This window comes from [Scytonema hofmanni] UTEX 2349 (assembly GCF_000582685.1).
GTDB lineage: Bacteria > Cyanobacteriota > Cyanobacteriia > Cyanobacteriales > Nostocaceae > Hassallia > Hassallia hofmanni.
In genome coordinates, this window is the sequence record NZ_KK073768.1 from 1,256,524 (window position 1) to 1,279,290 (window position 22,767).

Annotated in this window: 21 protein-coding genes; 14 read left to right on the forward strand and 7 right to left on the reverse strand. The window is 41.9% G+C overall.

Going from position 1 to position 22,767, the window contains the following annotated elements; genetic code table 11:
- The first annotated feature begins 375 nt into the window (after positions 1 to 375).
- Positions 376 to 915 (forward strand): DOMON-like domain-containing protein, encoded by a 540-nt coding sequence (locus TOL9009_RS0110675; RefSeq protein WP_029632794.1) that lies wholly within the window; start codon positions 376 to 378, stop codon positions 913 to 915.
- Positions 916 to 1,031: 116 nt separating this feature from the next.
- On the opposite strand, the gene TOL9009_RS0110680 is transcribed toward TOL9009_RS0110675, so the two are convergent.
- The gene (locus TOL9009_RS0110680) at positions 1,032 to 2,276 is read right to left on the reverse strand and encodes a glycosyltransferase (RefSeq protein WP_029632795.1); all 1,245 of its coding nucleotides are present in this window, start codon (positions 2,274 to 2,276) and stop codon (positions 1,032 to 1,034) included.
- A 264-nt stretch (positions 2,277 to 2,540) separates the two neighbouring features.
- Between TOL9009_RS0110680 and TOL9009_RS0110685 the strand changes: the two genes are divergently transcribed.
- Positions 2,541 to 4,169 carry a glycosyltransferase family 39 protein gene (locus tag TOL9009_RS0110685; protein WP_029632796.1) on the forward strand — a complete coding sequence of 543 codons (1,629 nt, stop codon included), beginning with the start codon at positions 2,541 to 2,543 and terminating at the stop codon, positions 4,167 to 4,169.
- 388 nt (positions 4,170 to 4,557) lie between these two features.
- Positions 4,558 to 4,698, forward strand: coding sequence for a hypothetical protein (locus TOL9009_RS47145; RefSeq protein ID WP_186227531.1), 141 nt, complete (start codon positions 4,558 to 4,560; stop codon positions 4,696 to 4,698).
- A 589-nt stretch (positions 4,699 to 5,287) separates the two neighbouring features.
- On the opposite strand, the gene aspS is transcribed toward TOL9009_RS47145, so the two are convergent.
- From aspS to ureC, 3 genes are all read right to left on the reverse strand, one after another.
- A complete protein-coding gene (gene aspS, locus TOL9009_RS0110695) occupies positions 5,288 to 7,075 on the reverse strand; it encodes an aspartate--tRNA ligase (protein ID WP_029632797.1) in 1,788 nt (595 codons plus the stop codon).
- Positions 7,076 to 7,705: 630 nt separating this feature from the next.
- Positions 7,706 to 9,745, reverse strand: coding sequence for an alkaline phosphatase family protein (locus tag TOL9009_RS0110700; RefSeq protein WP_242055143.1), 2,040 nt, complete (start codon positions 9,743 to 9,745; stop codon positions 7,706 to 7,708).
- Positions 9,746 to 10,488: 743 nt separating this feature from the next.
- Complete coding sequence (gene ureC / locus TOL9009_RS0110705) at positions 10,489 to 12,195, reverse strand: urease subunit alpha (RefSeq protein ID WP_029632799.1); 1,707 nt, start codon at positions 12,193 to 12,195, stop codon at positions 10,489 to 10,491.
- 28 nt (positions 12,196 to 12,223) lie between these two features.
- On the opposite strand from ureC, the gene TOL9009_RS43300 reads away from it, so the two are divergent.
- From TOL9009_RS43300 to TOL9009_RS0110745, 9 genes are all read left to right on the forward strand, one after another.
- Positions 12,224 to 12,421 (forward strand): GxxExxY protein, encoded by a 198-nt coding sequence (locus TOL9009_RS43300; protein ID WP_398344388.1) that lies wholly within the window; start codon positions 12,224 to 12,226, stop codon positions 12,419 to 12,421.
- A 336-nt stretch (positions 12,422 to 12,757) separates the two neighbouring features.
- Positions 12,758 to 13,006 (forward strand): GxxExxY protein, encoded by a 249-nt coding sequence (locus TOL9009_RS38825; protein WP_084763172.1) that lies wholly within the window; start codon positions 12,758 to 12,760, stop codon positions 13,004 to 13,006.
- 160 nt (positions 13,007 to 13,166) lie between these two features.
- On the forward strand, positions 13,167 to 13,640 hold the full coding sequence (locus TOL9009_RS0110715) for a hypothetical protein (RefSeq protein ID WP_029632800.1): 474 nt from the start codon (positions 13,167 to 13,169) through the stop codon (positions 13,638 to 13,640).
- A 50-nt stretch (positions 13,641 to 13,690) separates the two neighbouring features.
- A complete protein-coding gene (locus TOL9009_RS0110720; protein ID WP_029632801.1) occupies positions 13,691 to 14,137 on the forward strand; it encodes a hypothetical protein in 447 nt (148 codons plus the stop codon).
- A 203-nt stretch (positions 14,138 to 14,340) separates the two neighbouring features.
- A complete protein-coding gene (locus TOL9009_RS0110725; protein ID WP_029632802.1) occupies positions 14,341 to 14,592 on the forward strand; it encodes a MoaD/ThiS family protein in 252 nt (83 codons plus the stop codon).
- Between the two features lie 139 nt (positions 14,593 to 14,731).
- The gene (thrC, locus tag TOL9009_RS0110730) at positions 14,732 to 16,036 is read left to right on the forward strand and encodes a threonine synthase (protein WP_029632803.1); all 1,305 of its coding nucleotides are present in this window, start codon (positions 14,732 to 14,734) and stop codon (positions 16,034 to 16,036) included.
- A gap of 122 nt (positions 16,037 to 16,158) precedes the next feature.
- A complete protein-coding gene (locus tag TOL9009_RS0110735) occupies positions 16,159 to 16,434 on the forward strand; it encodes a MoaD/ThiS family protein (protein WP_029632804.1) in 276 nt (91 codons plus the stop codon).
- Between the two features lie 124 nt (positions 16,435 to 16,558).
- On the forward strand, positions 16,559 to 17,512 hold the full coding sequence (locus tag TOL9009_RS0110740; RefSeq protein ID WP_029632805.1) for a HEAT repeat domain-containing protein: 954 nt from the start codon (positions 16,559 to 16,561) through the stop codon (positions 17,510 to 17,512).
- A gap of 118 nt (positions 17,513 to 17,630) precedes the next feature.
- A complete protein-coding gene (locus TOL9009_RS0110745) occupies positions 17,631 to 18,290 on the forward strand; it encodes a DUF2996 domain-containing protein (protein WP_029632806.1) in 660 nt (219 codons plus the stop codon).
- A gap of 114 nt (positions 18,291 to 18,404) precedes the next feature.
- On the opposite strand, the gene TOL9009_RS0110750 is transcribed toward TOL9009_RS0110745, so the two are convergent.
- Complete coding sequence (locus tag TOL9009_RS0110750) at positions 18,405 to 18,902, reverse strand: NINE protein (protein WP_029632807.1); 498 nt, start codon at positions 18,900 to 18,902, stop codon at positions 18,405 to 18,407.
- A 252-nt stretch (positions 18,903 to 19,154) separates the two neighbouring features.
- Between TOL9009_RS0110750 and TOL9009_RS0110755 the strand changes: the two genes are divergently transcribed.
- Positions 19,155 to 20,162 carry a zinc-dependent alcohol dehydrogenase family protein gene (locus TOL9009_RS0110755; protein WP_029632808.1) on the forward strand — a complete coding sequence of 336 codons (1,008 nt, stop codon included), beginning with the start codon at positions 19,155 to 19,157 and terminating at the stop codon, positions 20,160 to 20,162.
- 197 nt (positions 20,163 to 20,359) lie between these two features.
- Here the strand turns inward: TOL9009_RS0110755 and ilvN are convergent, their stop codons facing one another.
- Positions 20,360 to 20,878 (reverse strand): acetolactate synthase small subunit, encoded by a 519-nt coding sequence (gene ilvN / locus TOL9009_RS0110760; protein ID WP_029632809.1) that lies wholly within the window; start codon positions 20,876 to 20,878, stop codon positions 20,360 to 20,362.
- 354 nt (positions 20,879 to 21,232) lie between these two features.
- Between ilvN and TOL9009_RS0110765 the strand changes: the two genes are divergently transcribed.
- A complete protein-coding gene (locus tag TOL9009_RS0110765; RefSeq protein WP_029632810.1) occupies positions 21,233 to 21,598 on the forward strand; it encodes a BON domain-containing protein in 366 nt (121 codons plus the stop codon).
- 43 nt (positions 21,599 to 21,641) lie between these two features.
- On the opposite strand, the gene TOL9009_RS0110770 is transcribed toward TOL9009_RS0110765, so the two are convergent.
- A complete protein-coding gene (locus tag TOL9009_RS0110770) occupies positions 21,642 to 22,553 on the reverse strand; it encodes an alpha/beta fold hydrolase (RefSeq protein ID WP_029632811.1) in 912 nt (303 codons plus the stop codon).
- Positions 22,554 to 22,767 lie beyond the last annotated feature (214 nt).

Consider the following 22,767-nt stretch of genomic DNA (forward strand, 5'->3'; position numbering starts at 1 on the left):
CCCACCCCGCCAAAGCTACGCTTTGTCTCCCCTCCCCGCAAGCGGGGAGGGGTTGGGGAGCCACTGCGTTGCGCGGGTTCCCCGCGTTGTAGCAAGTGGCGTGGTGGGGTGCAATGACTGTGGGAATCATAGCTAATAGGACTTACGCATTGACAGGAAATACCAAATGTGTGGTATGTATTTCAGGCATTAAACCTTGATTTTTCGACTGTTTTTAGGCGATCGCTATTTATCAAAGGATAATTGATCAAAGCCTGAAACGACGTATTTTCGTAAAGTCTGCTGGGGGAAGCTTCCCCCAGCGAGCTTTACGTCAATGCACAAGATAATAAATTTGTACAGTGCGTAAGTCCTAGCTAATTATCCGGACTTGATATGAACGAGCAAAATTTTTCTTTGCAGCCATTTAATTTGACAAGCTCAATATCTGATTTAAAGATTACAGGCAGTATTGCTGGAAACGGCAATAATTTAACTATTTGTTATGCACTGCTTGGGGATTTGACAAAAGTCGAAATTCCCACACCAGCAGACTTAGCAAAGCGCAAATACGATCTTTGGGAAGAAACATGTTTCGAGTTGTTTGTTGGGATTAAGAATTCTCCTTATTATTGGGAGTTTAATCTTTCACCTGCCGGACATTGGAATGTCTTTCGCTTAGAGGATTATCGGCAAGGGTTACAAGAGGAAATGTCTGTTACATCGCTACCTTTTAGCGTTGAGCATAAATCAGACGCTTTGTTGGTTGATTTAGAAGTTGATTTAAATCAGTTTATCTTGGCGTGGCAATCTTTAGAAGTTGCGATTACTACTGTGATTAAATCGAAAGATGGCAATCTTAGTTATTGGGCATTAACTCATTGTGGTGAGGAAGCGGATTTTCATCGACGGGAAAGTTTTGTTGTTGAGTTGTGAGTTGTCCGCTAATACTAAAAAAGCCTTTTGTATTGTTTATGGAGAGATAGACAGAAATTGGAATCACGATTTATCCGAATGTCGCGCTTGGTGTCATTACCCCAAGCGATCGCATTTTATTTTACTTGCGTCACACGCCAACTCAGCTTAAGGTTAACCCAGAAGTTCCAGATAGTAGCAACAGCGATCGCAATCAAATTTGCGATATAGCGGTTTTGTATAATAAAATTAAACACAATATTCAACACCACCACATTCAACGCCAAACCAGCAAGACAAATAACGTTGAATTTCAAAAATCGCTTCATGCGTTGACCCCATTCGTGCTGCTCACTAGAGACATCTGCAAAAGTCCAAACATCATTCCACAAGAAATTATTGAGAATCGCAATTTCACCCGCAATAATTTTACTGCGAGTTAAAGGCAAAGCCAAGGTAGTTGGGTCACTGAGCAAGTAAAGCAGTGTCATATCGACAAATACTCCACTGAGTCCCACTAAGCCAAAACGGATGAATCGACCAACAGGGAAATTGATGCGTTGACTGATTTTTCCTAACCGTCCTGTTGCCAGCCTTAACCGTAATAAGTGCTGTATGTAGTCTATATATTGCTTACTTGTGACTTTACTTTCACCCTTAACACGCTCGCAGAATACATAGCCAACTTCGGCAATTTCGCCTATCTTACCCCGTCCAATCACCTCAAGGAGAATTTTGTATCCTACTGGATTGAGCGTCACACCGGCTATGGAATTTCGACGCACCATAAAATAACCACTCATCGGGTCAGATACCCTACTCAGTACATCTGGTAAAATAATTAACCCTAACAACTGAGCGCCACGAGACAAGAAACGCCGGACAAAACTCCAGCTACTTACACCACCACCATCTACGTGACGACTAGCTACTGCCATATCTGCACCTTTTTGAATGGTGCGTAACAATTGTGTCAGTACTTCTGGGGGATGCTGTAAATCCCCATCAATTACTCCTAAAACACGTCCCCTTGCCGCTTGCCAACCGCGAATCACTGCACTTGAAAGCCCCCGCTCATTTTGACGACGCATCACTCGTAATTGGCGATATTCTTGCGTCAGAGACTCGGCAACTTCCCAAGTGCGGTCTGGGCTATCATCGTCCACTACAATCAACTCATAGTCTCCAGGGATACACTCATCTAGCAGTAGACTCAATATAGTTACAACGTTCTTGATATTGTCTCGTTCTTTGTAAGTCGGAATCACCAAAGACAAAAGGATGTTTTCACTACCTGCATCCACAGTACTTGGCGGTAATTCAGGAATCTGTAATGCACCAGTCGGCACTGACAAAAGTGAATCAGGTTCAATGATACTCATGCAGAAATGATTATATGGGGAAACGGTGTTCTTAGTAATTATCCTTGACCAAAGCTATATAGAGTTAGCGTTAAAGATTTTCTACCAAAAGACATAGGCAAAAAGTAATATTCTTTTCAAGTAAATTAAAGTTAGCAATTCTCGTTTGTATTTTCAGCCAAAAGGGTAATTAAAAATTTATCGTTATTCTTTATACTAAGCTTTAACTTGCCAATTACAAATACTTAAAAAATCTCTGTATAAAATAGCTTTTTTACTTAGTGTATGAATAGCAACTTGTCACCTGTTTGGGCATTTCCTCCGAAAGGGTTACGGTTTTTAGTGATTGTTCTATTAGTATTGGGTGTATTTTTTCGCTTTGTCAATATTGACCGAAAAGTTTACTGGTTTGACGAAACTTTTACCTCATTACGGATTTCTGGTTACACAGAAAAAGAAGCGATCGCTCAACTTTGCAATGGTCAACAAATTGGCATTGAAGATTTACAGAAATATCAGCATCCCAATCCAGAGAAAACCTTAACAGATACTCTTAAATCTCTAGCGTTAGAAGACCCCCAGCATCCACCGCTATATTACGTGATGACGCGGTTTTGGGTGCAATTGTTTGGCAGTTCAATTGTAGTAATCAGAACTTTAACGGCACTATTTAGCGCGTTGACATTACCCTGCATCTATTGGTTATGTCTGGAATTATTTAACTCGTCCCTCGTGGCATCCGTTGCAGTTGCACTACTTGCTGTGTCACCATTTCATGTGCTGTACGCACAGGAAGCGCGGGAGTATAGTTTGTGGAGTTTGACAACTTTGCTATCAAGTGTAACACTCCTACGGGCAATGCGATTAAAAACAAAACTTAGTTGGGGAATGTATGCAGTAACTCTGGCATTGGGGCTGTATACATTTCTCATTTCTGGGTTGGTAATAATTGCTCATAGTGTTTATGTGTTTGCAATTGAACGCTTTCGATTAACTAAGAGGGTTATTAGTTATGTGCTTGCGTCTTTAGTGGGATTTCTAGCTTTCACACCCTGGTTAGTAGTTATTCTGAGTCAATCAGATCAAATTAATAAAACAACAGGCTGGACAGGCGAAGTTAAAATAAGTTGGTTAGCTTTGATTATAAACTGGATTTTTAAACTTAGCTATTTATTTGTTGATTTTAACTACAGTACCATAGGTGATTTTGAAGGCTCTTCGTTGAAATTATTAGTACAATCTTCAACTGTTTTTATCTTAATTCTTGTCGGATATTCAATTTACTTTCTCTGTCGTAAGTCTCCAAAGCAGGTTTGGTTGTTTGTCTTAACATTGATTGGAATGACATTGCTACCCCTAGCTATACCAGATTTCATTTCTGGAGGAGTGCGATCGCAAATCCCTCGCTATTTAATCCCTTCTTATTTAGGTATTCAGCTAGCTGTTTCTTACCTTTTAGCAACTCAAATTTTCTCTTCTTCCCTCACCACTGGCTTTCTAAAGCTTTGGCAGCTGGTTATGGTTACACTAATTTCAGCCGGAGTTATATGCTGTGCGATCATTTCTCAAGCAGAGACTTGGTGGTACAAGGATCTGAATCTTTATACTCCCCAAGTGGTTCGGATCATCAACCAAACTCCCCAGCCACTTGTGATTACTTCGTGTGAAGGAACCTGGCGTCTAGGTGATGAAATGGCACTCTCGTATCGACTCGATCCCAAAGTGCGGCTTCTGTTGGTGAAAGAGTCAAATGTACCCCAAATTCCTAATACTTTCAGTGATGTGTTTTTCTACAATCCTTTTTACAACGCTCCCCTAAAGGTATTGGAATATAAACTTGAAAAAGAGCAAAAATTCAAGATAGAAAAGGATGTTTATCCCGAAAATCTCCAGCTTTGGAAATTAACTAAATAACCTGAGTTCAGGTTAAGGCTGATGACAATAAGCAAGTCGTTAATGGTCTCATTGACACTCCCCGCAGCTATTGCCGAGAATAAACGCCTTAAGGCGGCTTTCATCCCTTGCCTAACGTGCGAAATACGGTGCTGTACGCCGGTTTATCAAGGGTTTTCAGCCTGCCTTCCTTATAACGGGGTCATCGTCGAATATAGGACGAGTACTCCAGATAATGCAAATATTACCCTCGTAGGTACTATTATATACTGAAAATAACAGTATTAATATTAATACAGTTATATGGAACAGAAGCGTTAAATGTTTAAGAAATCAATGCTAACGGCGGCATTAACAGCTACGTCACTTTCAGTTTCATTGTTTCCTGCATATGCAGTGGTAAATAGAAATGGAATTGACTACGACAAATGCTTTGGAAACCAGTGTACAGTTACCAGTTGTATTGGGGACACTTGCATTCAACGTACTGATTATTTTGTACTGGATGCCAATGGGAATTGGAAATTTAGCAGCTCTCAAGAAAGAATAGTCAAGAAAAGACCTGTCCTGCAATAATTGAGAGCCTGTATTTTCCATTTCTACAACTAGGGGTAAAAGTAGCGAGGATACCGTTGCCGAATTCATTGCAAGAGCAGTTTTCGCAAACTTTCAGGACTTACGCACAGACCACGTATTTCCGTCATTGCGACGCAAGGAAGCAATCTCAAAGTCTTGTCAATACGGTTCGGTTAAGGGAAATTGTAGGTTGGGTTGAACGAAGTGAAACCCAACAAAGCCTTGGAAATGTTGGGTTTCGTTCCTCAACCCAACCTACAAATTTTTGTTTTTTTAGCTTAACCGAACCGTATTGAAAGTCTTGTTTTCTCGCTACTGAGTGCGTAATATCATGTCCGGTAGCTTACCCATAATTCATGAAGAACCCCACCCACCTGTGGCACCCGGACCGCAGGCTCTTAGGGTTGGGGAGGGGTTCTTTTATTATGGCTGTTTGACCGGACATGATATAAGTCCTAACTTTGTTGAAGGCTTTATACGATGGCATAAGATTTTCCGGTGTCCAGATCCCCGACTTCTTTAAGAAGTCGGGGATCTAATTTTTCAACAGGCGCCGATGAAGTCTAAGACTTCGGTTTATAAGTTGATGCAACGTGCAATTCTTTTAACTGCTTTGCATCCACAGTTGAAGGTGCATCTGTTAACAAACAACGCGCTTGTTGCGTCTTCGGAAAAGCAATTACATCGCGAATTGATTCTTCACCAGCTAACAACATCACCAACCGATCTAAACCGTAGGCGATACCACCATGCGGCGGTGTACCATATTCAAATGCCTCTAAAAGAAAGCCAAATTTACTTTGTGCTTCTTCCGGAGATAAACCGATCGCTTCAAATACCTCTTCTTGAATTTCTCGCTGATAAATTCGCAAACTACCACCACCAACTTCAAAGCCGTTGTAAACTAAATCATACGCTTGGGCGCGGGCGGTTTTCAAGTCAGCCAAATCATCAGGATGCGGTGCTGTAAATGGATGGTGAAGTGCTTCTAAGCGTTTCTCGTCAGCATTCCACTCAAACATCGGGAAATCTACCACCCAAAGCAAGTTGATTTTTTCTGCATCGATTAATTTAAATTCTCTGGCAACAAATTGACGCAATCTATCTAAAGTCTTATTGACAGTTGTCGTATCAGCTGCTGCAAATAATAGCAGATGTCCGGGTTTGGCATCAGTGCGGCGTAAAATTTCCTGCTTTTGTTCTGGTGTCAGGTTGTCTTTAATTGCACCGATGGTATCGATTTCCCCATCTTCTCTAACGCGGATGTATGCTAAACCTTTGGCACCAGCTTCGGCAGCTTCTTTAAATAAGTCGCCGCCCGGTTTGATACGGACATTAGAAATTGTATCATTGCCGTTGGGGATGGGTAAGATTTTCACAATACCGCCATTAGCAATGGCTTCACGAAAGACTTTAAAACCAGAGTCTTTTAATATATCCGAAACATTGACTAGTTCCAGACCGTAACGGGTATCAGGTTTATCACAACCGTAACGTTCCATTGCGTCAGCGTAGGTGATACGGGGAAAGGGAAGTTGTAATTCGATACCTTTAACAGTTTTGAAGATATGCGAAACTAACTTTTCGTTAAGTGCGATAATTTCTTCTTGGGACATGAAGCTCATTTCCATGTCCAATTGCGTGAATTCTGGTTGTCTGTCAGCGCGTAAGTCTTCGTCGCGGAAACAACGAGCAATTTGATAATAGCGATCGCATCCTGCTACCATCAATATCTGTTTGAATAGCTGCGGTGATTGGGGAAGTGCAAACCATTCACCAGCACTCACACGACTGGGTAAGATGTAATCCCGTGCGCCTTCGGGGGTGGAACGAGTTAAGATGGGGGTTTCCACTTCGATGAAGTTTTCCACATCTTCGAGATAGCGACGCATAGTTTTGACAACTTGATGACGCAATTGTAAGTTATGCGCCATGCGATCGCGTCGCAAATCTAGATAACGATATTTCAGCCGCAACTCTTCCCGCACCGATTCGCTGTCTGCGGTGGAAACTTGAAAAGGTAACTGTTTGCGAACTGCGTTGAGCAATTCAATTTTATCAGCGTAGATTTCCACTTCGCCTGTGGGGATGCGGGTATTTAGGGATTCTTCGGGACGCTGCGTTACCCTACCCGTGATTTCCACGACATATTCATTACGCAGAGCGTTAGCTGGTTCGTAAGAATCTGGGGTACGTTGGGGATCGCTGACAATTTGGACAATGCCAGAGCGATCGCGTAAATCTAAGAATATCACACCCCCATGATCGCGGCGACGGTCTACCCATCCGTTAATGGTGACAGTTTCTCCAATGTGTGAGGAACGGAGTGCGCCGCAATAGTGAGTTCGCATAGGTCTTAATACTTATTTCTGGAGCTAGATGGGCTAGTGTAAGAAGGCAGAAGGCAGTTCGGCGAAGCCGTTGCCGGAGGCTAGGCAGAAGGCAGAAGGAAAGAAAACTTGTGATAGTAGGCTTTTATCAACTGCATAGTTATTTTTGCCACGCTGCACTAGTTTATGTCAAAGCTTTCCCATTATCTAGCATCAATAGTAATTGTAGTCATAAAGATGCAATAAGCAAATCGCCAAGTTAGCAGATGGAGATTAAAAAGAGGGAAGTTGGCGAGTTTTTCGTTTTTATACTTAGTCGGGGAATGCCCTGTCTTAAGGCTGCGGACTCTGGAATACTATGTTTGGGTTTTTACAATACGTATGCCGTGCAACCCAACTCACACAACACAAGTGATACCATGTCCGCGCTTATTACTTACGCTCACCCCAAGAACCCCACCCCGTCAAAGCGTAGCTTTGTCTCCCCTCGACGAAGAGCCTATGCATTACCCGGATCTTTCTTAACAAACAGACAAAATACTTAAAATAAGACCGAAACGGTTGATAGGTAAGTTTTAAGGGAAAAGTATAGTTGCGGGTGATGGTGGATTATGGTTTCGGGCAACCCATAATAAGCATAGCGGTCGATGTCTAATTAGAAAAACGACCGTTTTTAAGATTGATAATCTGACCTTGAACCGTTGGGGCAGAGGGTACACCTAGTAAATCATTGATAGTTGGGGCTACATCAATATTGTAAATAGTACCGATACTACCACGACGACTAATGTCAGGACCAGCGGCATAGAAAATGGCACTCAGGTTTGATATGGTGGGGTCGTAGCCATGAGCGCCATAGAAATTAGGCAGTGAAAATACTGAATTATCAGTATCTCCCAAACGAGTAACAACAGGACTTTGAGTTCCGTCAAAGTTATAACCCTCGTTCATAATCGCGAACACATCACCAGTATCCTGACCAACAAATTCGCTAGTACCTAAACCGAATGTTGGGTCATTCAAATTAGCTGGTAGCGGACGAGGATAAATCTTGTCGAAAATAGCTTGTGGTCCTCCCAGCGCATAGTTGGGATTTGTATCCACGAATTCCTTTAGACTTGTAACAATTTGCTGTTGCAGAGTGACATATTCAGCCGGACTGACAATGCCATTAGGTTCACGTCCTTGAAGATTAATGTAGATATTGGCTGCTGGACCTGATGTTACCGCTCGGACTTTAGTTGAGTCAAAACCTCTATTTCTGAGGAAATTATTCAGGTTAACTGCTGTATGGAAAGCGGAAAAGCCGTGGTCTGAAACAACAAGAATGTTACTCTTGGGTTTACCTTTTCTATCAGTACCAACTACATTAATGAGACGTTGCACAGCATTATCAGCAGCCTGATATGCAGTCTGAACATAGGATTGATAGCGAGCTACCTTTTCTGAATCTTGCCCCGCACCAATTGTGTTTGGATTAGTAGGATCAGTTGCCTGACGGGAGTCAGTCAAGAGAAACTGGTGTTCAGAGCCATCAGGTTGCTCGATATAAGTCATTACCAAATCAGCATCAGGATTTTGATTGATTGCTCTGGTAGCCACCCTAGTCTGGTAGTCTACAAAAAGTTGAACCTGGTCTTGATAAATAGCTTCTAGCTCACTGTCGGGGAAATTGGTAAATCCAGGACTGATTCTTTCGGGAATGCGGAAGTCAGGTTGCGGTGCCCAGAAACCAACGTTATTAAGAATGTCATTAACACTACTTTGGACTGCGGAATTGCTAGGTATAAAATTGGCAGAATAGCGAGCAATCCTAACGGTACTAAGATCATCAGCAAGTTTACTGACGTAAAAGGCAGTTCCAGCCCGATTAGAACTACCTTCCAGGTAAAACAGACTAGATTTATTATCCCGCGCTCTCACGTATGCAGGACCAGTTGAAGGCAAGGTGAAAGGTCTAGGTTGAATGCCAATGGTTGCATCGAAAAATACTAAAGTATCATAGTTGGTTCGGCGATCTCTAGTGGTGTCTAGTGCAGCCACTTGGATGTTATAGCTGACACCACCAACAATAAATAGATCGTTTAGAGAAGCTTGCTTGATGGGACTGTAAGAAAACTTTCGGGCAGCCTTAAGTTGACTAACTGTTTGGCTGGTAGCTGGGGTAAAATCAGCTGCGGTCAGACTAAAACCTTGAGCACCGACTCCTCCAAAAGCTCCAAAGGGGACTGTGTAGGATACAGTTCTTCTGTTAGCAGCTTGGATAATTGGGCTGTTAGTTAAACCCGGTACTTGGACATTAACTCCATCTGCTCCGGGAAAGGTTGCAGCAACAACCTTCTTGCCATTTTGCTGAAGTCCAATCCAAAGGGGTTCAGCAGTAGGTTCCAAACTTTCACTAGGTTCAGTGGTCGAATAGCCTCCGATAGGAGCACCAAAACCGCTAATGTTAGAAGTAAATGGACTAGCAACCAGGTGGAATGTGTTAGCGTTAATGTCATTGCGTGCGGCTGTAGAACCGGTGGCGATCGCAACATGACAAGCAGCAGTTAAAGATGCGCTACAGGTTATGTTTCGCTCCGCATAAACTCCCTTACTTTTAATCAGTCCCAATCCCTGTTTTGGGCTAAGGACACCTTTAGCAAGATACTCCTCAACAAAATCTGGAGTTGCACCATCCAGTGAAATCAATATTACTTTCGGTCTTGATCTGCTTGATACTGACTGAGCTGCTATGGAATGGACTGTTAAGGTTAAGAAAAAGGTCATAAGTAACAATACGGTTAGCCGCGTGAGTAACTTATGTTTCCAACCATGAGATAGCCACTTAAGTGCTTTATCCAACTGAAAGCTCACAATTTCTTTTATTGAATATAAATTTAAATATTTCCCCACTCTTCCTCCTTAAGTACACCACCGCATTTTTACTGTCATTAGCCATTCCCAATTTACTGGCAGGATGTTAAATAAAAGCTATGGAAATCTTAAGGAATGTGGGTGACTCCTGCTAAGATGACTGATGAGACTGGGGTTGAGCAAGCAAACCCTAAGTATAGGCATTAGAAAACAAGTATTCTAAAAAGCGAGAAAAAAGCTTTCAATCTTATTTTTTGCAAGCATTATCGTTTCGTTTCGCTTAGTATGACAAAAACATTTTGCGTAAGTCGCGATCTCCAGAAAAGACGTTCCGGTGGAACGTCTCTACTAGGGTTTCGGGCAACGCATAATTAATTTCTACCAGATGTCTAATGAATTATCGCGATTTACGATCTATTTTGCACTCATATCATGTCCGGTCAAACAGCCATAATAAAAGAACCCTTCCCCAACCCTAAGAGCCTGCGGGGAGGGTGCCACAGGCGGGTGGGGTTCTTCATGAATTATGGGTAAGCTACCGGACATGATATCATTCCTAATTGGTGCGTTGCTCGGTCTTAAAATAAAAAGTACCTTTGTGCCATAGGTAGAATTGTCGCCGGTTCGCAAGTCAGCAACTCTCCATCAGCACGTACTTCATAAGTTTCCGAATCAACTTCAATGTGAGGTAGCGCGTCATTCAGCTTCATATCTCGCTTACTCAATTGACGTGTCCCGGAAACTGCAACAATTTGCTTTTGCAAACCTAGTTGAGTGGGAATTTCTCTTTCTAATGCTGCTTGGGAAACAAAAGTAAATGAAGTAGCATTACAGGCACCTCCAAAACTACCAAACATCGGACGCATGTGTACAGGTTGCGGTGTAGGAATACTTGCATTAGCATCACCCATTTGCGACCAGGCAATCATTCCCCCTTTAACTACTATCTCAGGCTTGACGCCAAAAAACGCCGGACGCCACAAACACAAATCTGCTATTTTGCCCTCTTCCACTGAACCGACATACTGAGCAATTCCGTGGGTAATTGCCGGATTAATCGTATATTTGGCAACGTATCTTTTAGCGCGATTATTATCAGCTTGCCCATCTCCCGTAAGGCTTCCACGCTGTACCTTCATTTTATGTCCTGTCTGCCAAGTTCTAATTATCACTTCCCCTACCCGTCCCATTGCCTGAGAATCGGAAGAAATCATACTAAACGCGCCCAAGTCGTGTAAAATATCTTCTGCGGCGATGGTTTCCCGACGAATGCGCGACTCAGCAAAAGCGACATCCTCAGCGATCGCAGGATCGAGATGATGACACACCATCAACATATCCAGGTGTTCATCTAAGGTATTAACCGTATAAGGGCGTGTCGGATTGGTGGAAGATGGTAATACATTGGCTTCACCGCAAACTTTGATAATATCTGGTGCATGTCCCCCCCCAGCGCCTTCGGTGTGGTATGTGTGGATAACGCGATTTTTGAAAGCGGCGATCGTATCTTCCACAAAACCGGCTTCATTCAAAGTATCGGTGTGAATTGCGACTTGCACATCGTATTCATCAGCAACGGTAAGACAGGTATCAATTGTTGCGGGCGTAGTTCCCCAATCTTCATGTAACTTTAAGCCGATCGCACCCGCATTAACTTGTTCCACGAGTCCTTGAGGGAGGCTGGTGTTACCTTTACCTAGAAATCCTAAATTAACAGGGAAAGCATCAGCAGCTTGCAGCATTCGGTAAATATTCCAGGGTCCCGGCGTGCAAGTTGTCGCATTTGTACCGGAAGCTGGACCCGTACCACCGCCAATCATTGTCGTAATTCCGGATGCGATCGCCACTTCAATTTGTTGCGGACAAATAAAATGAATGTGGGTATCAATACCCCCAGCGGTGAGAATCATTCCTTCCCCCGCTAAAGCTTCAGTTCCAGGACCAATAATAATATCTATATTGTCTTGAATATAAGGATTTCCAGCTTTCCCAATTTTGAAAATCTTGCCATCTTTAATGCCAATATCTGCTTTGACAACACCCCACCAATCGAGAATCAAAGCATTGGTAATAACTAAATCAACTGCACCATCAGCGTTAGAAATTGGGGATTGTCCCATCCCATCTCTAATAACTTTACCACCACCGAATTTCACTTCATCGCCGTAAGTTGTGAAGTCTTGTTCAACTTCAATAAATAATTCTGTGTCTGCAAGTCTGACTTTATCTCCGACAGTGGGACCGAAGGTTTCTGCGTAAGCGCGACGGGACATTCTGTAAGGCATAATGCACTTTTAGTAATGGAGGTTAGAATTGAGTTTAAACGCAAAGGGGCGCAAAGGTAAGCGCAAAGGTACGCTGAGTATGGATGAGAATGATTTGAGTGGGGTGATAATTGGCTGTGGGATGCGAGTGCATACTGCGTTGGGACCGGGTTTGTTAGAGTCAGCTTATGAGGGGTGTTTGTGTTACGAGTTGGGAAAGAAGGGATTATATGATGAAAGTATTTAACGTATGCAATACTTCAAGCTGTTGGTGGGTGATTGCACCTGATGAAGAAATTGCTATTAAATATAGTTTTAGACATACTTCAACTAGAGAGGAAAGGAATCTTTATATATTAACTACTGACATACCGTCTTATATTGGCAAAATAATAGAGTGGAGACAGGGAGAGCTTTGTGAGTGTGACAACTTACATGAATTATTAGAAAGCAATCGAGTGGGAATAGTTGTTTGTATAAAAACTAGTAGCCCACCGAAATGTAAATGCAAATTTACTTGTTCCCATAAGTGGACTCCTGAAGAGTACATCTAAATTAATGCTTTAGTGATTCAGCAAGTTTTGTGGCAGCCGCAAAGACGCTAGAACCCCTTATTTATGAAGAGGTGCAATTAAATTGTGTTTATCGATTGGATTTAATAGTTGAAAATAATGTAATTATTGAAGTCAAATCTGTAGAATCTATCAACCCAATTCACTCAGTACAACTTTTAACTTATCTCAAATTAGCTAATTGCAAACTTGGTCTTATTATCAACTTTAACGTTCTCCACCTCAAAGAAGGCATCAAACGTATGGCAAATAAACTCTAACTCCGCGTACCTCAGCGTTCCTTTGCGTTAAAAAATAAATATACCGTAAATTTAGATAGCCTGTAAATCAAAATCCGTTATTTTACTCAACACAAAGCTTGTAAATTGAAGTTAACCTATAACGGTTGATACGTTGACCGCATATACATGGTATATAAGCATGATTCGTCACCTGTTAATTAGTTCAGCTTTTTTACTTGCAAGTACTGTTACCTCAGCCGTTAGAGTTTATGCTCAAGAAGCTGGTGGTTCAGTTGCAGCTAACTGTACTTTTTATAACGCTGTGCCAGGAGAGTTGATTCTTAATTCTGCCGGTACTATTCTCCAGAGTGAAAATGGTGGAACAGCTGCAAGTGTGTTAATAGATTGCAATGATGCTGCTACTCTCACTATTTCTCCGCCGGAACAAGATATTCAACCTGGTACAACAGATTTTCCAGATACACAGCTAACCGCAACAGCAACTAGCACCAACCTACCTAGTATAAACGTTATTTCTGACGGACCAGGCGGTAATATTCCAGCAGATACTCAGGAGGGGAAAATTATAGTCAATATGAAAGCAGATAACGGAAGTACTAAAATTTCCGCTGGAAAATATAGCTTTACAGTGACTCTCACTGCGTCTCCTTAGTAGTAAAAGACTAAACAAATTAGATATTTCCAGAGGAAAGTAAAAGCAAAATGATTCGCCGATCGCTATTTATTTCACTTATAATTATCACTGCTAATTTAACTCTATTCAAAAGTGCAGCTTCCGAACCTTCAAATATATGTACTTTCTCTCAAGCTACTCCTGGGCAGTTAGTAACTGAAGGTGGTACTCTACCAAAGAAATTAATCACCTTGGCTTCTGCTGGTGGTTCTCCGACTAAAATTGATGTTACCTGTAGCCAATCGGCAAATATAAGTGTATCTGCACCAATTCAAGTTGCGGGACCGGAATTCACCCCAGTATCTGCTGTTGCTAGTGTGACAATTCCCTCTGGTAGCTCAACTAAAAATGGTAATGCTCCCTTAGCTGTACCTGCGGGAACTACTCCTTTAACGATTGATTTTGCTATAGATAGAGGTCGTTCTCTGCGAGCCGGTAACTATAGCTATACTGTGAAATTTACGGTTATTCCATAATTAAAACCCAAAACCTGTAGAGACGTTCCGGCGGAACGTCTCTACGTGTATTCAATAAAAACGCAATCTGCTGTAACAACGACACATCGACCCACCGCTTTTAGTGTGGTGTGATCCTCCTCTGTGACTCAATTAGTATTAAAATCGGTTATCAGTGCTGCAAGTTCTCACAACAGCAGCGTTAATTTTTTTCCTATTGTTTTATGTCCAACACCGTCACCGTTAAGTTATTCGCTGTTTATCAAGAAGCTTATAAAGTTGCAGAACTGATGCTGGAATTACCTGATGGTACAACAGTAGCTGGGGTATGCGATCGCCTAATTGCCGAACACCCCGAACTTGCTCAATGGCGAGAAATCACCCGTTTTGGCGTGAATCTGCAATTTGTGGAAGCAGATACGATCTTGCAAGATGGCGATGAAGTGGTGTTGATTCCCCCGGTTAGCGGTGGGTGAAGTGGATTTTCGTGTGAAAAAGAACCCCCATTTTCATTGCCAAATCAATCCCGACAAAATTTGTCGGGTATGTTTGACTAGTATTTTGGCTCGTGGTAGCATCAATCCAAAGTTGACGAAGACACAGGGAAGTTGTTTTATGACGAGAGCGATCGCACACTTAAACCAAACCACCACTGCTTACTTGGAAGCCCTCAAGTGTAAGGAATGTGGCGCAGAATATGAACTAAAAGCCAGCCATGTTTGTGAGTTGTGCTTTGGTCCATTAGAAGTCAAGTATGATTACAACGCCTTGCGTCAGACTGTCACCCGTGAAACTATTCAAGCTGGACCAAATTCAATTTGGCGTTACCGTCCCTTTCTACCCGTCGCTACAGATAATGTTATAGATGTGGGAACTGGTATGACTCCTTTGGTGCGTTCCAATCGCTTGGCGCGTCGCCTCGGTTTAAATAAACTATATATAAAGAATGATGCCGTCAACATGCCCACCCTCAGCTTCAAAGATCGGGTGGTGTCAGTTGCTCTTTCTCGTGCGCGTGAATTGGGTTTCACAACAGTATCCTGTGCTAGCACCGGCAACTTAGCAAATTCTACCGCTGCGATCGCTGCTCACGCCGGTTTAGATTGTTGCGTATTCATCCCCGCTGATTTAGAAGCTGGTAAAATCCTCGGTAGTTTGATCTACAGTCCTACCCTCATGGCTGTTAAAGGCAATTACGATCAAGTTAATCGCCTTTGTTGTGAAGTCGCCAATACACATGGCTGGGGTTTTGTCAATATTAATTTACGTCCCTATTACTCAGAAGGTTCCAAGACTCTAGCTTATGAAGTTGCTGAACAACTAGGTTGGGAATTACCAGATCACATCGTTGCTCCCCTTGCCTCTGGTTCGTTGTTCTCAAAAATTTACAAAGGTTTTAACGAATTTGTCGAAGTCGGTTTGGTGGAAGGTAAAAAGGTGCGTTTTAGTGGCGCCCAAGCTGAAGGTTGTTCACCAATTGCCGAGGCATTCCGTGAAGGACGCGACTTTATTAAGCCAGTGAAACCGAATACAATAGCGAAATCCCTTGCGATCGGCAACCCCGCTGATGGCATTTATGCTGTGGAAATAGCTAAGAAAACAAATGGTAATATTGAGTCAGTCAATGATGCAGAAATCATTGAAGGCATGAAGCTCTTGGCAGAAACCGAAGGCATCTTCACCGAAACCGCTGGTGGTACAACCGTTGCCGTACTGAAAAAATTGGTAGAAGCTGGCAAAATAGATCCAGATGAAACTACCGTGGTTTACATTACTGGCAATGGTTTGAAAACCCAAGAAGCAGTACAAGGTTACGTTGGTGAACCTTTGACAATTGATGCCAAACTCGATAGTTTTGAACGCGCACTAGAGCGATCGCGTACACTCGACCGCCTAGAATGGCAACAAGTACTTGTTTAGTAAGTGGTTAGAAGTAGAGACGCGATTAATCGCGTCTGTACATGGTTAGTGGTTATGAATTTTCCAACCATCAACCATCAACCATCAACTAACAACCATCAACAATCAACCATCACTTCACTATGTCAGTAAAAGTTTTAGTTCCTACTCCTCTTCAGAAATTCACCAACAACCAAGCTACTCTAGAATGTAGCGGTAGCAACATTGCTCAACTGTTGGACTCATTAGAGAAAAGCTGTCCTGGTATCAAGTCGTCTTTGTGCGATGAGAAAGGACAACTACGGCGGTTTTTGAATTTATATGTTAACGATGAAGACATCCGTTTTTTAGAAGGGACAAATACACCCCTCAAAGATGGTGATCAAGTAAGTATCGTTCCCGCTGTCGCTGGTGGTTGAAATAAGAAGTCAAGAGTCAAAAGTCACTCATTCAGAAGAGATATCTCGTTCCCAGGTTCAACCTGGGAATGCCTAAGAATAGGCTCTGCCTCTAGGAGCGTCGAAGCTTCGTTTCCGACTTAAAATGAACTCAGAATCAATCCATAATCAAGATAAGCAAAATCACTCTAAAAGCACACAAGAGTTGATTGAACTTGCAATAGGTATTAAAAAAGTTCAAGAAATAAATGATTATGTAGGACAGGTATTTTGCCTTTCAATGGTAAATGAAACACCTGCCCTACAAAAAATGTTATTAGATTTTTTTCTGTGCAAGTCTCTTAAAAGTGAAGATGCTTATTGGGATATTGTAGGGGTTTTGCGATGTCGTGGCAGTTATGAAGTATTTGAAGCTGCGTCAAAATTGTGTGAAAGCAAAAATTACAATTTTAGAGAATTGGGAGTTCACATACTTGCACAGCTAGGAACACCGAAAAAGGACTTTGCTGATGAGTCTGGAGTAATTCTTCTTAAACTGCTGGAAAACGAAGAAAATATAGATGTTGTGATTGCAATTGCATTTGCTTTAGGACATCTAAAAGATTCTAGAGGAGTTGCACCATTAGTTAAATTTAAAAATCACTTCCGTGCTGATGTACGTGAGAGTATTGTTTTTGGTTTGTTAGGACAAGAAGATGAACTAGCAATCAACGCACTAATCGAATTGTCTGCCGATGAGAATCAAGACGTGAGAAATTGGGCAACTTTTGGATTGGGCGATATGATAGAAACTGATACTCAAGCAATTAGAGATGCTTTATTTCAGCGGGTGGTAGATGAAAAAGGTGATACAGATTTAGAAGCAGAAATTCGTGGAGAAGCATTACTGGGTTTAGCAAAAAGAAAAGATAAAAGAGTCATAACTTTCTTAATAAAAGAACTATCCGGTGATTCCGTTGGCACATTACCTGTTGAAGCTGCAAGAGAAATAGGAGATAGTTCTTTATATCCGGTTTTAATTGAGTTGAAAGAATGGTGGGATGTGAACAGCGAGTTGCTACAAGAGGCAATTAAAAACTGTAGCCAAGAGCAAACGTAATCGCAAAACCTTATTTTTATTTATCAGTTCTCCGACTTATGTCAAAATGAAAATACCTGATACCTTAAGGTGAGCTATTTGATCGCTCTATTAGCTAGATAAAGGATTGACCTGAGCTATGGCAGAAGAAACCAATCACAATCAAGCGGGAGAGGTGGCTCCCAGCACTGTTGAAAAACAGGCTCCCGATGTTGCTGAAGAACATGCTCCCAGCACCGACTCCCCAGAAGCAACAGATATCCCCACAGCTAATGCACCAGATCCTGAAGCCGCAAATGCAGAAGTAAACCCAAATGCGGCTAAAGCTAAAAAGCCTGCTGCACCTAAGGGAGAAAAGCCGGCAGCGAAAGAAGGAGTTGAAGACAAACCCGCAGCAGCCAAAGCGGCTAAAAAAGAGAAACCTCCAGCTCTTGAAGATAAGCCTTTTGTAGAATTTGTAGAGCAATACTATTTGCCAGCTTTGCAAAAAGCGATCGCTCAACAAGGTGTGCAAGATGTACAATTGAGTTTTGCCAAGCAGAAGCTTTCCATTGTTGGCTTTGATACATCTGAAGAATGCTGGCAAATTCTGGGCAAATTGCAAAACGGTCTGCGCCAGTTTAACTTATATTTCCTAGATGAAGATATTCAAGGGAAAAAAGGGTTTTCTTGCAACGAAGGCAAAAAACCGAGCACTCTTGAGTCATTCTTAATCGATGAGCGCAAAATGACACTTGACTTAATGGTATATGGTCTCGTGCAGCGCTTGAATGGTCAAAAGTGGTTAGGTAGGAATTAGTTAAGGGTTAGTTGATAGTTGTTGGTGGATAGTGGTTAGTTGTAAGTTGATAACTATTGACTGTTAACCGTCAAGCAACAACTAACAACTATCCACTATCAACCAACAAAATTCTTAAATTTCGTGAAAGTGATAAGTTACGGCTCCACTAACGGGGTCGTTATCTATTTTTACATAACCTGATTTTAGCATTTCCTTGAGTACAGCTTCCACTTCTGTAAAGCTGACTCCAGTTGCTTTGACACCTTGCGTTACAGTTAGCGTACCACCGCGACTTTCTGCGGCTTCTAACAGTTTAACCATCAGTTGATTGCCACTGGGTTGATAAACTTGGGAAGCAACAGCAGTTTGAGTCAACGGTACACCCAATGGAGACAAACCTGCTTTTAACCTGAGTTTTTGATCGTGTTCTTCAACCATATTAGAGATGAGGAACAAATCTACAAACTGTCCAAAACCAAAAAAACCGAAGGTAAAGAGCCACAGCAAACCCGTCCCGATCTTGCCATTATATAAACGATGCAGTCCGTTCAATAAGGTAAAAAACGCGACTAAATTTAACATGTAGGAGATAAAAATACGGTCTTTTTTATTGTTGCTTTCCACGTTCATCTTAATTTTATTTCCTTGGATTCGCTCTAGTTCTATTTAGGTTGGGCGCGTGCTACTATACTTCCTCCAATCGATTCACCCGATAAGGTGATTTTATCGCTTGGTAGATGATTCAAGGAATAATTACCGATTAGCGATCGCCAATTCCGAAAAAATATATATTCTAGCGATCGCTCTGTAAAAAACTTTGTCTTGCGGGTATCAAATGGCGGCAGAAAGATGCATTAATAGAAGAAAGCGGAGGAAAAAATCGTGAAAGCAGTCTTAATGACAGCACCTGGTAATCCCGAAGTTCTGCAAATCCAGTCTATAGCAAATCCTGCCGTCCCCCCAGGAGAAACGGAACTTCTGGTACGCTTGGTAGCAGCTGGAGTTAACCCGATTGATACAAAACTTCGCAAACGCGGCACTTTTTACCCAGATAATATGCCTGCCGTTTTAGGATGTGATGGTGCAGGTGTCGTTGAAGCTGTCGGTGCTGCCGTTGGGCGTTTTCGCGTAGGGGATGAGGTATATTTTTGTAATGGCGGATTGGGCGCACATCAAGGCAATTATGCGGAATTTACTGTTATCGATGAGCGATTTGTTGCCCGTAAACCTGATAAAGCATCCTTTGTAGAAGCTGCGGCTGCACCTTTGGTGTTAATTACCGCTTGGGAAGCGTTGTATGAACGAGGACGACTGCAACCTGGAGAAAAAGTTTTGATTCATGCGGGTGCCGGTGGTGTTGGACATGTAGCAATTCAACTAGCGAAGCTTAAAGGCGCTGATGTCTGCACAACTGTGAGTTCTCAGGAAAAAGCTGATTTTGTGAAACAACTAGGTGCTGACGAAGTAATTTTTTACAAACAAACCGATTTTGTACAAGCTGCTTTAAATTGGACAAATGGTGAAGGTGTAGATTTAGCTTTTGATACCGTGGGTGGAGAAACTTTTCACAAAACCTTTCCCGCAGTGCGTGTATATGGCGATATTGTGACTATTTTGGAACCTGATGCAAATACAATTTGGAAAGCGGCACGACTGCGTAATCTCCGCATTGGTTTTGAATTAATGTTGACGCCAATGTCGCAGGGTTTAGTGGAAGCACAAAAGCATCAAGCAGACATTTTAGAACAGTGTGCTACTTGGATTGATGAGGGCAAGTTGAAAATTCATGTTAGTCAAACTTTTCCTTTAGAAAAAGCAGCGAAAGCTCATCAATTATTGGAAAGTGGGTCTGTAACAGGTAAAATTGTTTTGCTGATTAGTGATGGATGATAGATATTAGTAGGACTTACGCACTCATTACCAGAAAACAAGACTTTGAGATTGCTTCCTCACGTCGCAATGACAGAAATATGTAGTCCCTGCGTAAGTCCTGATTAGAAAAGATGTAGAGACGTAGCATTGCTACGTCTCTTGGGATCAGGCAACGCATATTAAAGTTTTTCTTCTTCCTTTCCCCTTTCCCTTGACTAAACTTTTGCTTCCAAAGACTTGAGCAATTCAGTATTGACACCTGACTCACGAATTAAAGAAATTTTGCCTGTTCTCGCTATTTCCTTTAAACCAAATTTTTGTAACACTTGCACGATCGCTACCATTTTACCTGGATCGCCTACAACTTCCAAAGTGAGGGAATCTTCTGCCACATCTACGACTCGCGAGCGAAAAATCTGAGATAATTCGATAATTTCTCCACGGTTGTTACTATTTGCATTTACCTTCAGCAGCATCAATTCTCGCTCTACACAAGGAGTCTCGGTAATGTCTTGCACTTTAAGGACATTCACTAACTTGTATAGTTGCTTGGTAAGTTGCTCGATTACGCGATCGTCACCTGGTACAACCATTGTAATCCGCGAGACTCCTCCCTGCTCCGCTGGACCAACGGCAAGGCTTTCAATGTTAAAACCGCGACGGGCAAATAAACTAGAAATTCGGGAAAGAACTCCCGCTTCATCTTCTACAAGAACAGAAAGAGTGTGTTTCATTTCGCGGCTGTTTTGGCTAGGGCAACATTTTTCTAACGCAGACATTATTTTCTATCTACGTTATGCGTAACTGCTAAATTTTTGGCGTTGCTGAATATTAGCATCAAATCCATAATTTATTGTAGTAAAGACGTTCCGCCGGAACGTCTCTACCAACTGCAATTCAGAAATCCAAAATTTTTAGTCTAACATTTTATTATAAACTAAGGACATGCTTTTTTTAAACTTATTTTTTGAAGTTGTGCCGAAATCATACCGCAAACTAGATTATTCTCTTTTCATAGGTAGATGTCAATTTGAGATGACAGCTTTTATACTCAAGTTGTCATGAATTTTTAAAGGAGAAAAGCGTTTATGGGTTGGTTAAAAAGACTTTTCGGTATGGAAAAACCCGAAAATGCACAAGTAAATCCTGATCCCCAGCCAGTACCACAAGCTGTTAGTACTGCTGCACCTGCTGCTACTCAATCAATTCCCCCAGAGCGTGTAGGGCTGAATGGAGAGTACGATCAAAGTGGTTTGGCAAAGCGGGTTGCTTTAGCGTTCGATCAAGATGACCAACTGGATGATGTTGATACACTTTGGGTTGCTCAAACTACCGGAACTGTAGTCTTAAAAGGCAAAGTTCCCAGCCAAGAGATTTTAAACAAAATGGTTTCTGTAGCGCGATCGGTTAGTGGGGCTACTGGTGTTGATACTGGTCAAGTAACAATTGGGTAGAAACTCGTAGTGAGGACTTTAGTCCTCTGCTTTTAAAGCACGCTCAGTGCTTACTACATGTCTCAACCCAATCTAAAATAGCTTGGTTGACTCGTTCTGGACATTCGTCATGGGGACAATGACCTACATCTTCTAGGTTTAACAGTTGCAATTTATCGTTGTACTGTATAAATCGATTTGCAAGTATTGGGGGAACAAATCGGTCTTTTTGTCCCCAAATTAACAGCATAGGAATTGTTAAGGTTGGTAACACTGCCTTGACATTAGGACTAAAGTTAACACCGATCGCTGCTTTAAATAAAGCACTAAAAGCCCGCGCAGAACCCCGGTCTTGCGGTGGACCTGCTAAAATTTCTATCAGTTCATCGGTGATCGCTTCTGGGTTCGCATAAGCAATACTTGCCCAAAGACGCAAAATACCGGGTTGACGAACAAAGTGAAATATCGGTTTGAGGATTAAGGGGGAAGCGACAAGGTTTTTGATTGCCATGACTACCGGTCTGAGGAAAGCCGGGATCGCTTCTTGCTCTAATGATGGATCGGGTAAACTCATCATCACGATTCCTTGCACCATTTCCGGATGAGCGGCAGCGATCGCTAAGGAAATCAACGAACCATTGGAATTACCGATTAATACCACTGGTTGGCGGATAAATGCTTTCCAAAAGTCGTAAACTTGCTCTGCCCAAAGTTCGACGCTGTAATTTACAGGAGCTTTTTCGGAAGCGCCAAAACCCAGCATATCTAAAGCATATACTGTATGGCGATCGCCTAACACTTCTAAATTGTGTCGCCAATGACCAATTGAAGCGCCAAATCCATGCAGCAAAATTAAAGGTGTGTCTGAGTGCTTATTTGCGGTAGGGCGAATATACGTGTAGCGGATTTGTCTACCCCGCCAAACCCAGTCTCTTTGATTACCAACTCTTTGCTGCCAGTGTACCTGAGTGGTCACACTTTCCTCCAATTTATCAGCTTATTTCCATTTTAAGGCGATCGCAACTTGTTAGTCTTATCTAGCTACAAAAGCCAATTTAAATATATATAAACTTTTTAGATTAAGTACTATTTTATGTGATTTAGTATTAAATTATACATTTTAATAAATATGTTTTAAATGTTACAATAGTTAAAGTTTATAAGTGTTGTGTAATTTAGATTAACTATTG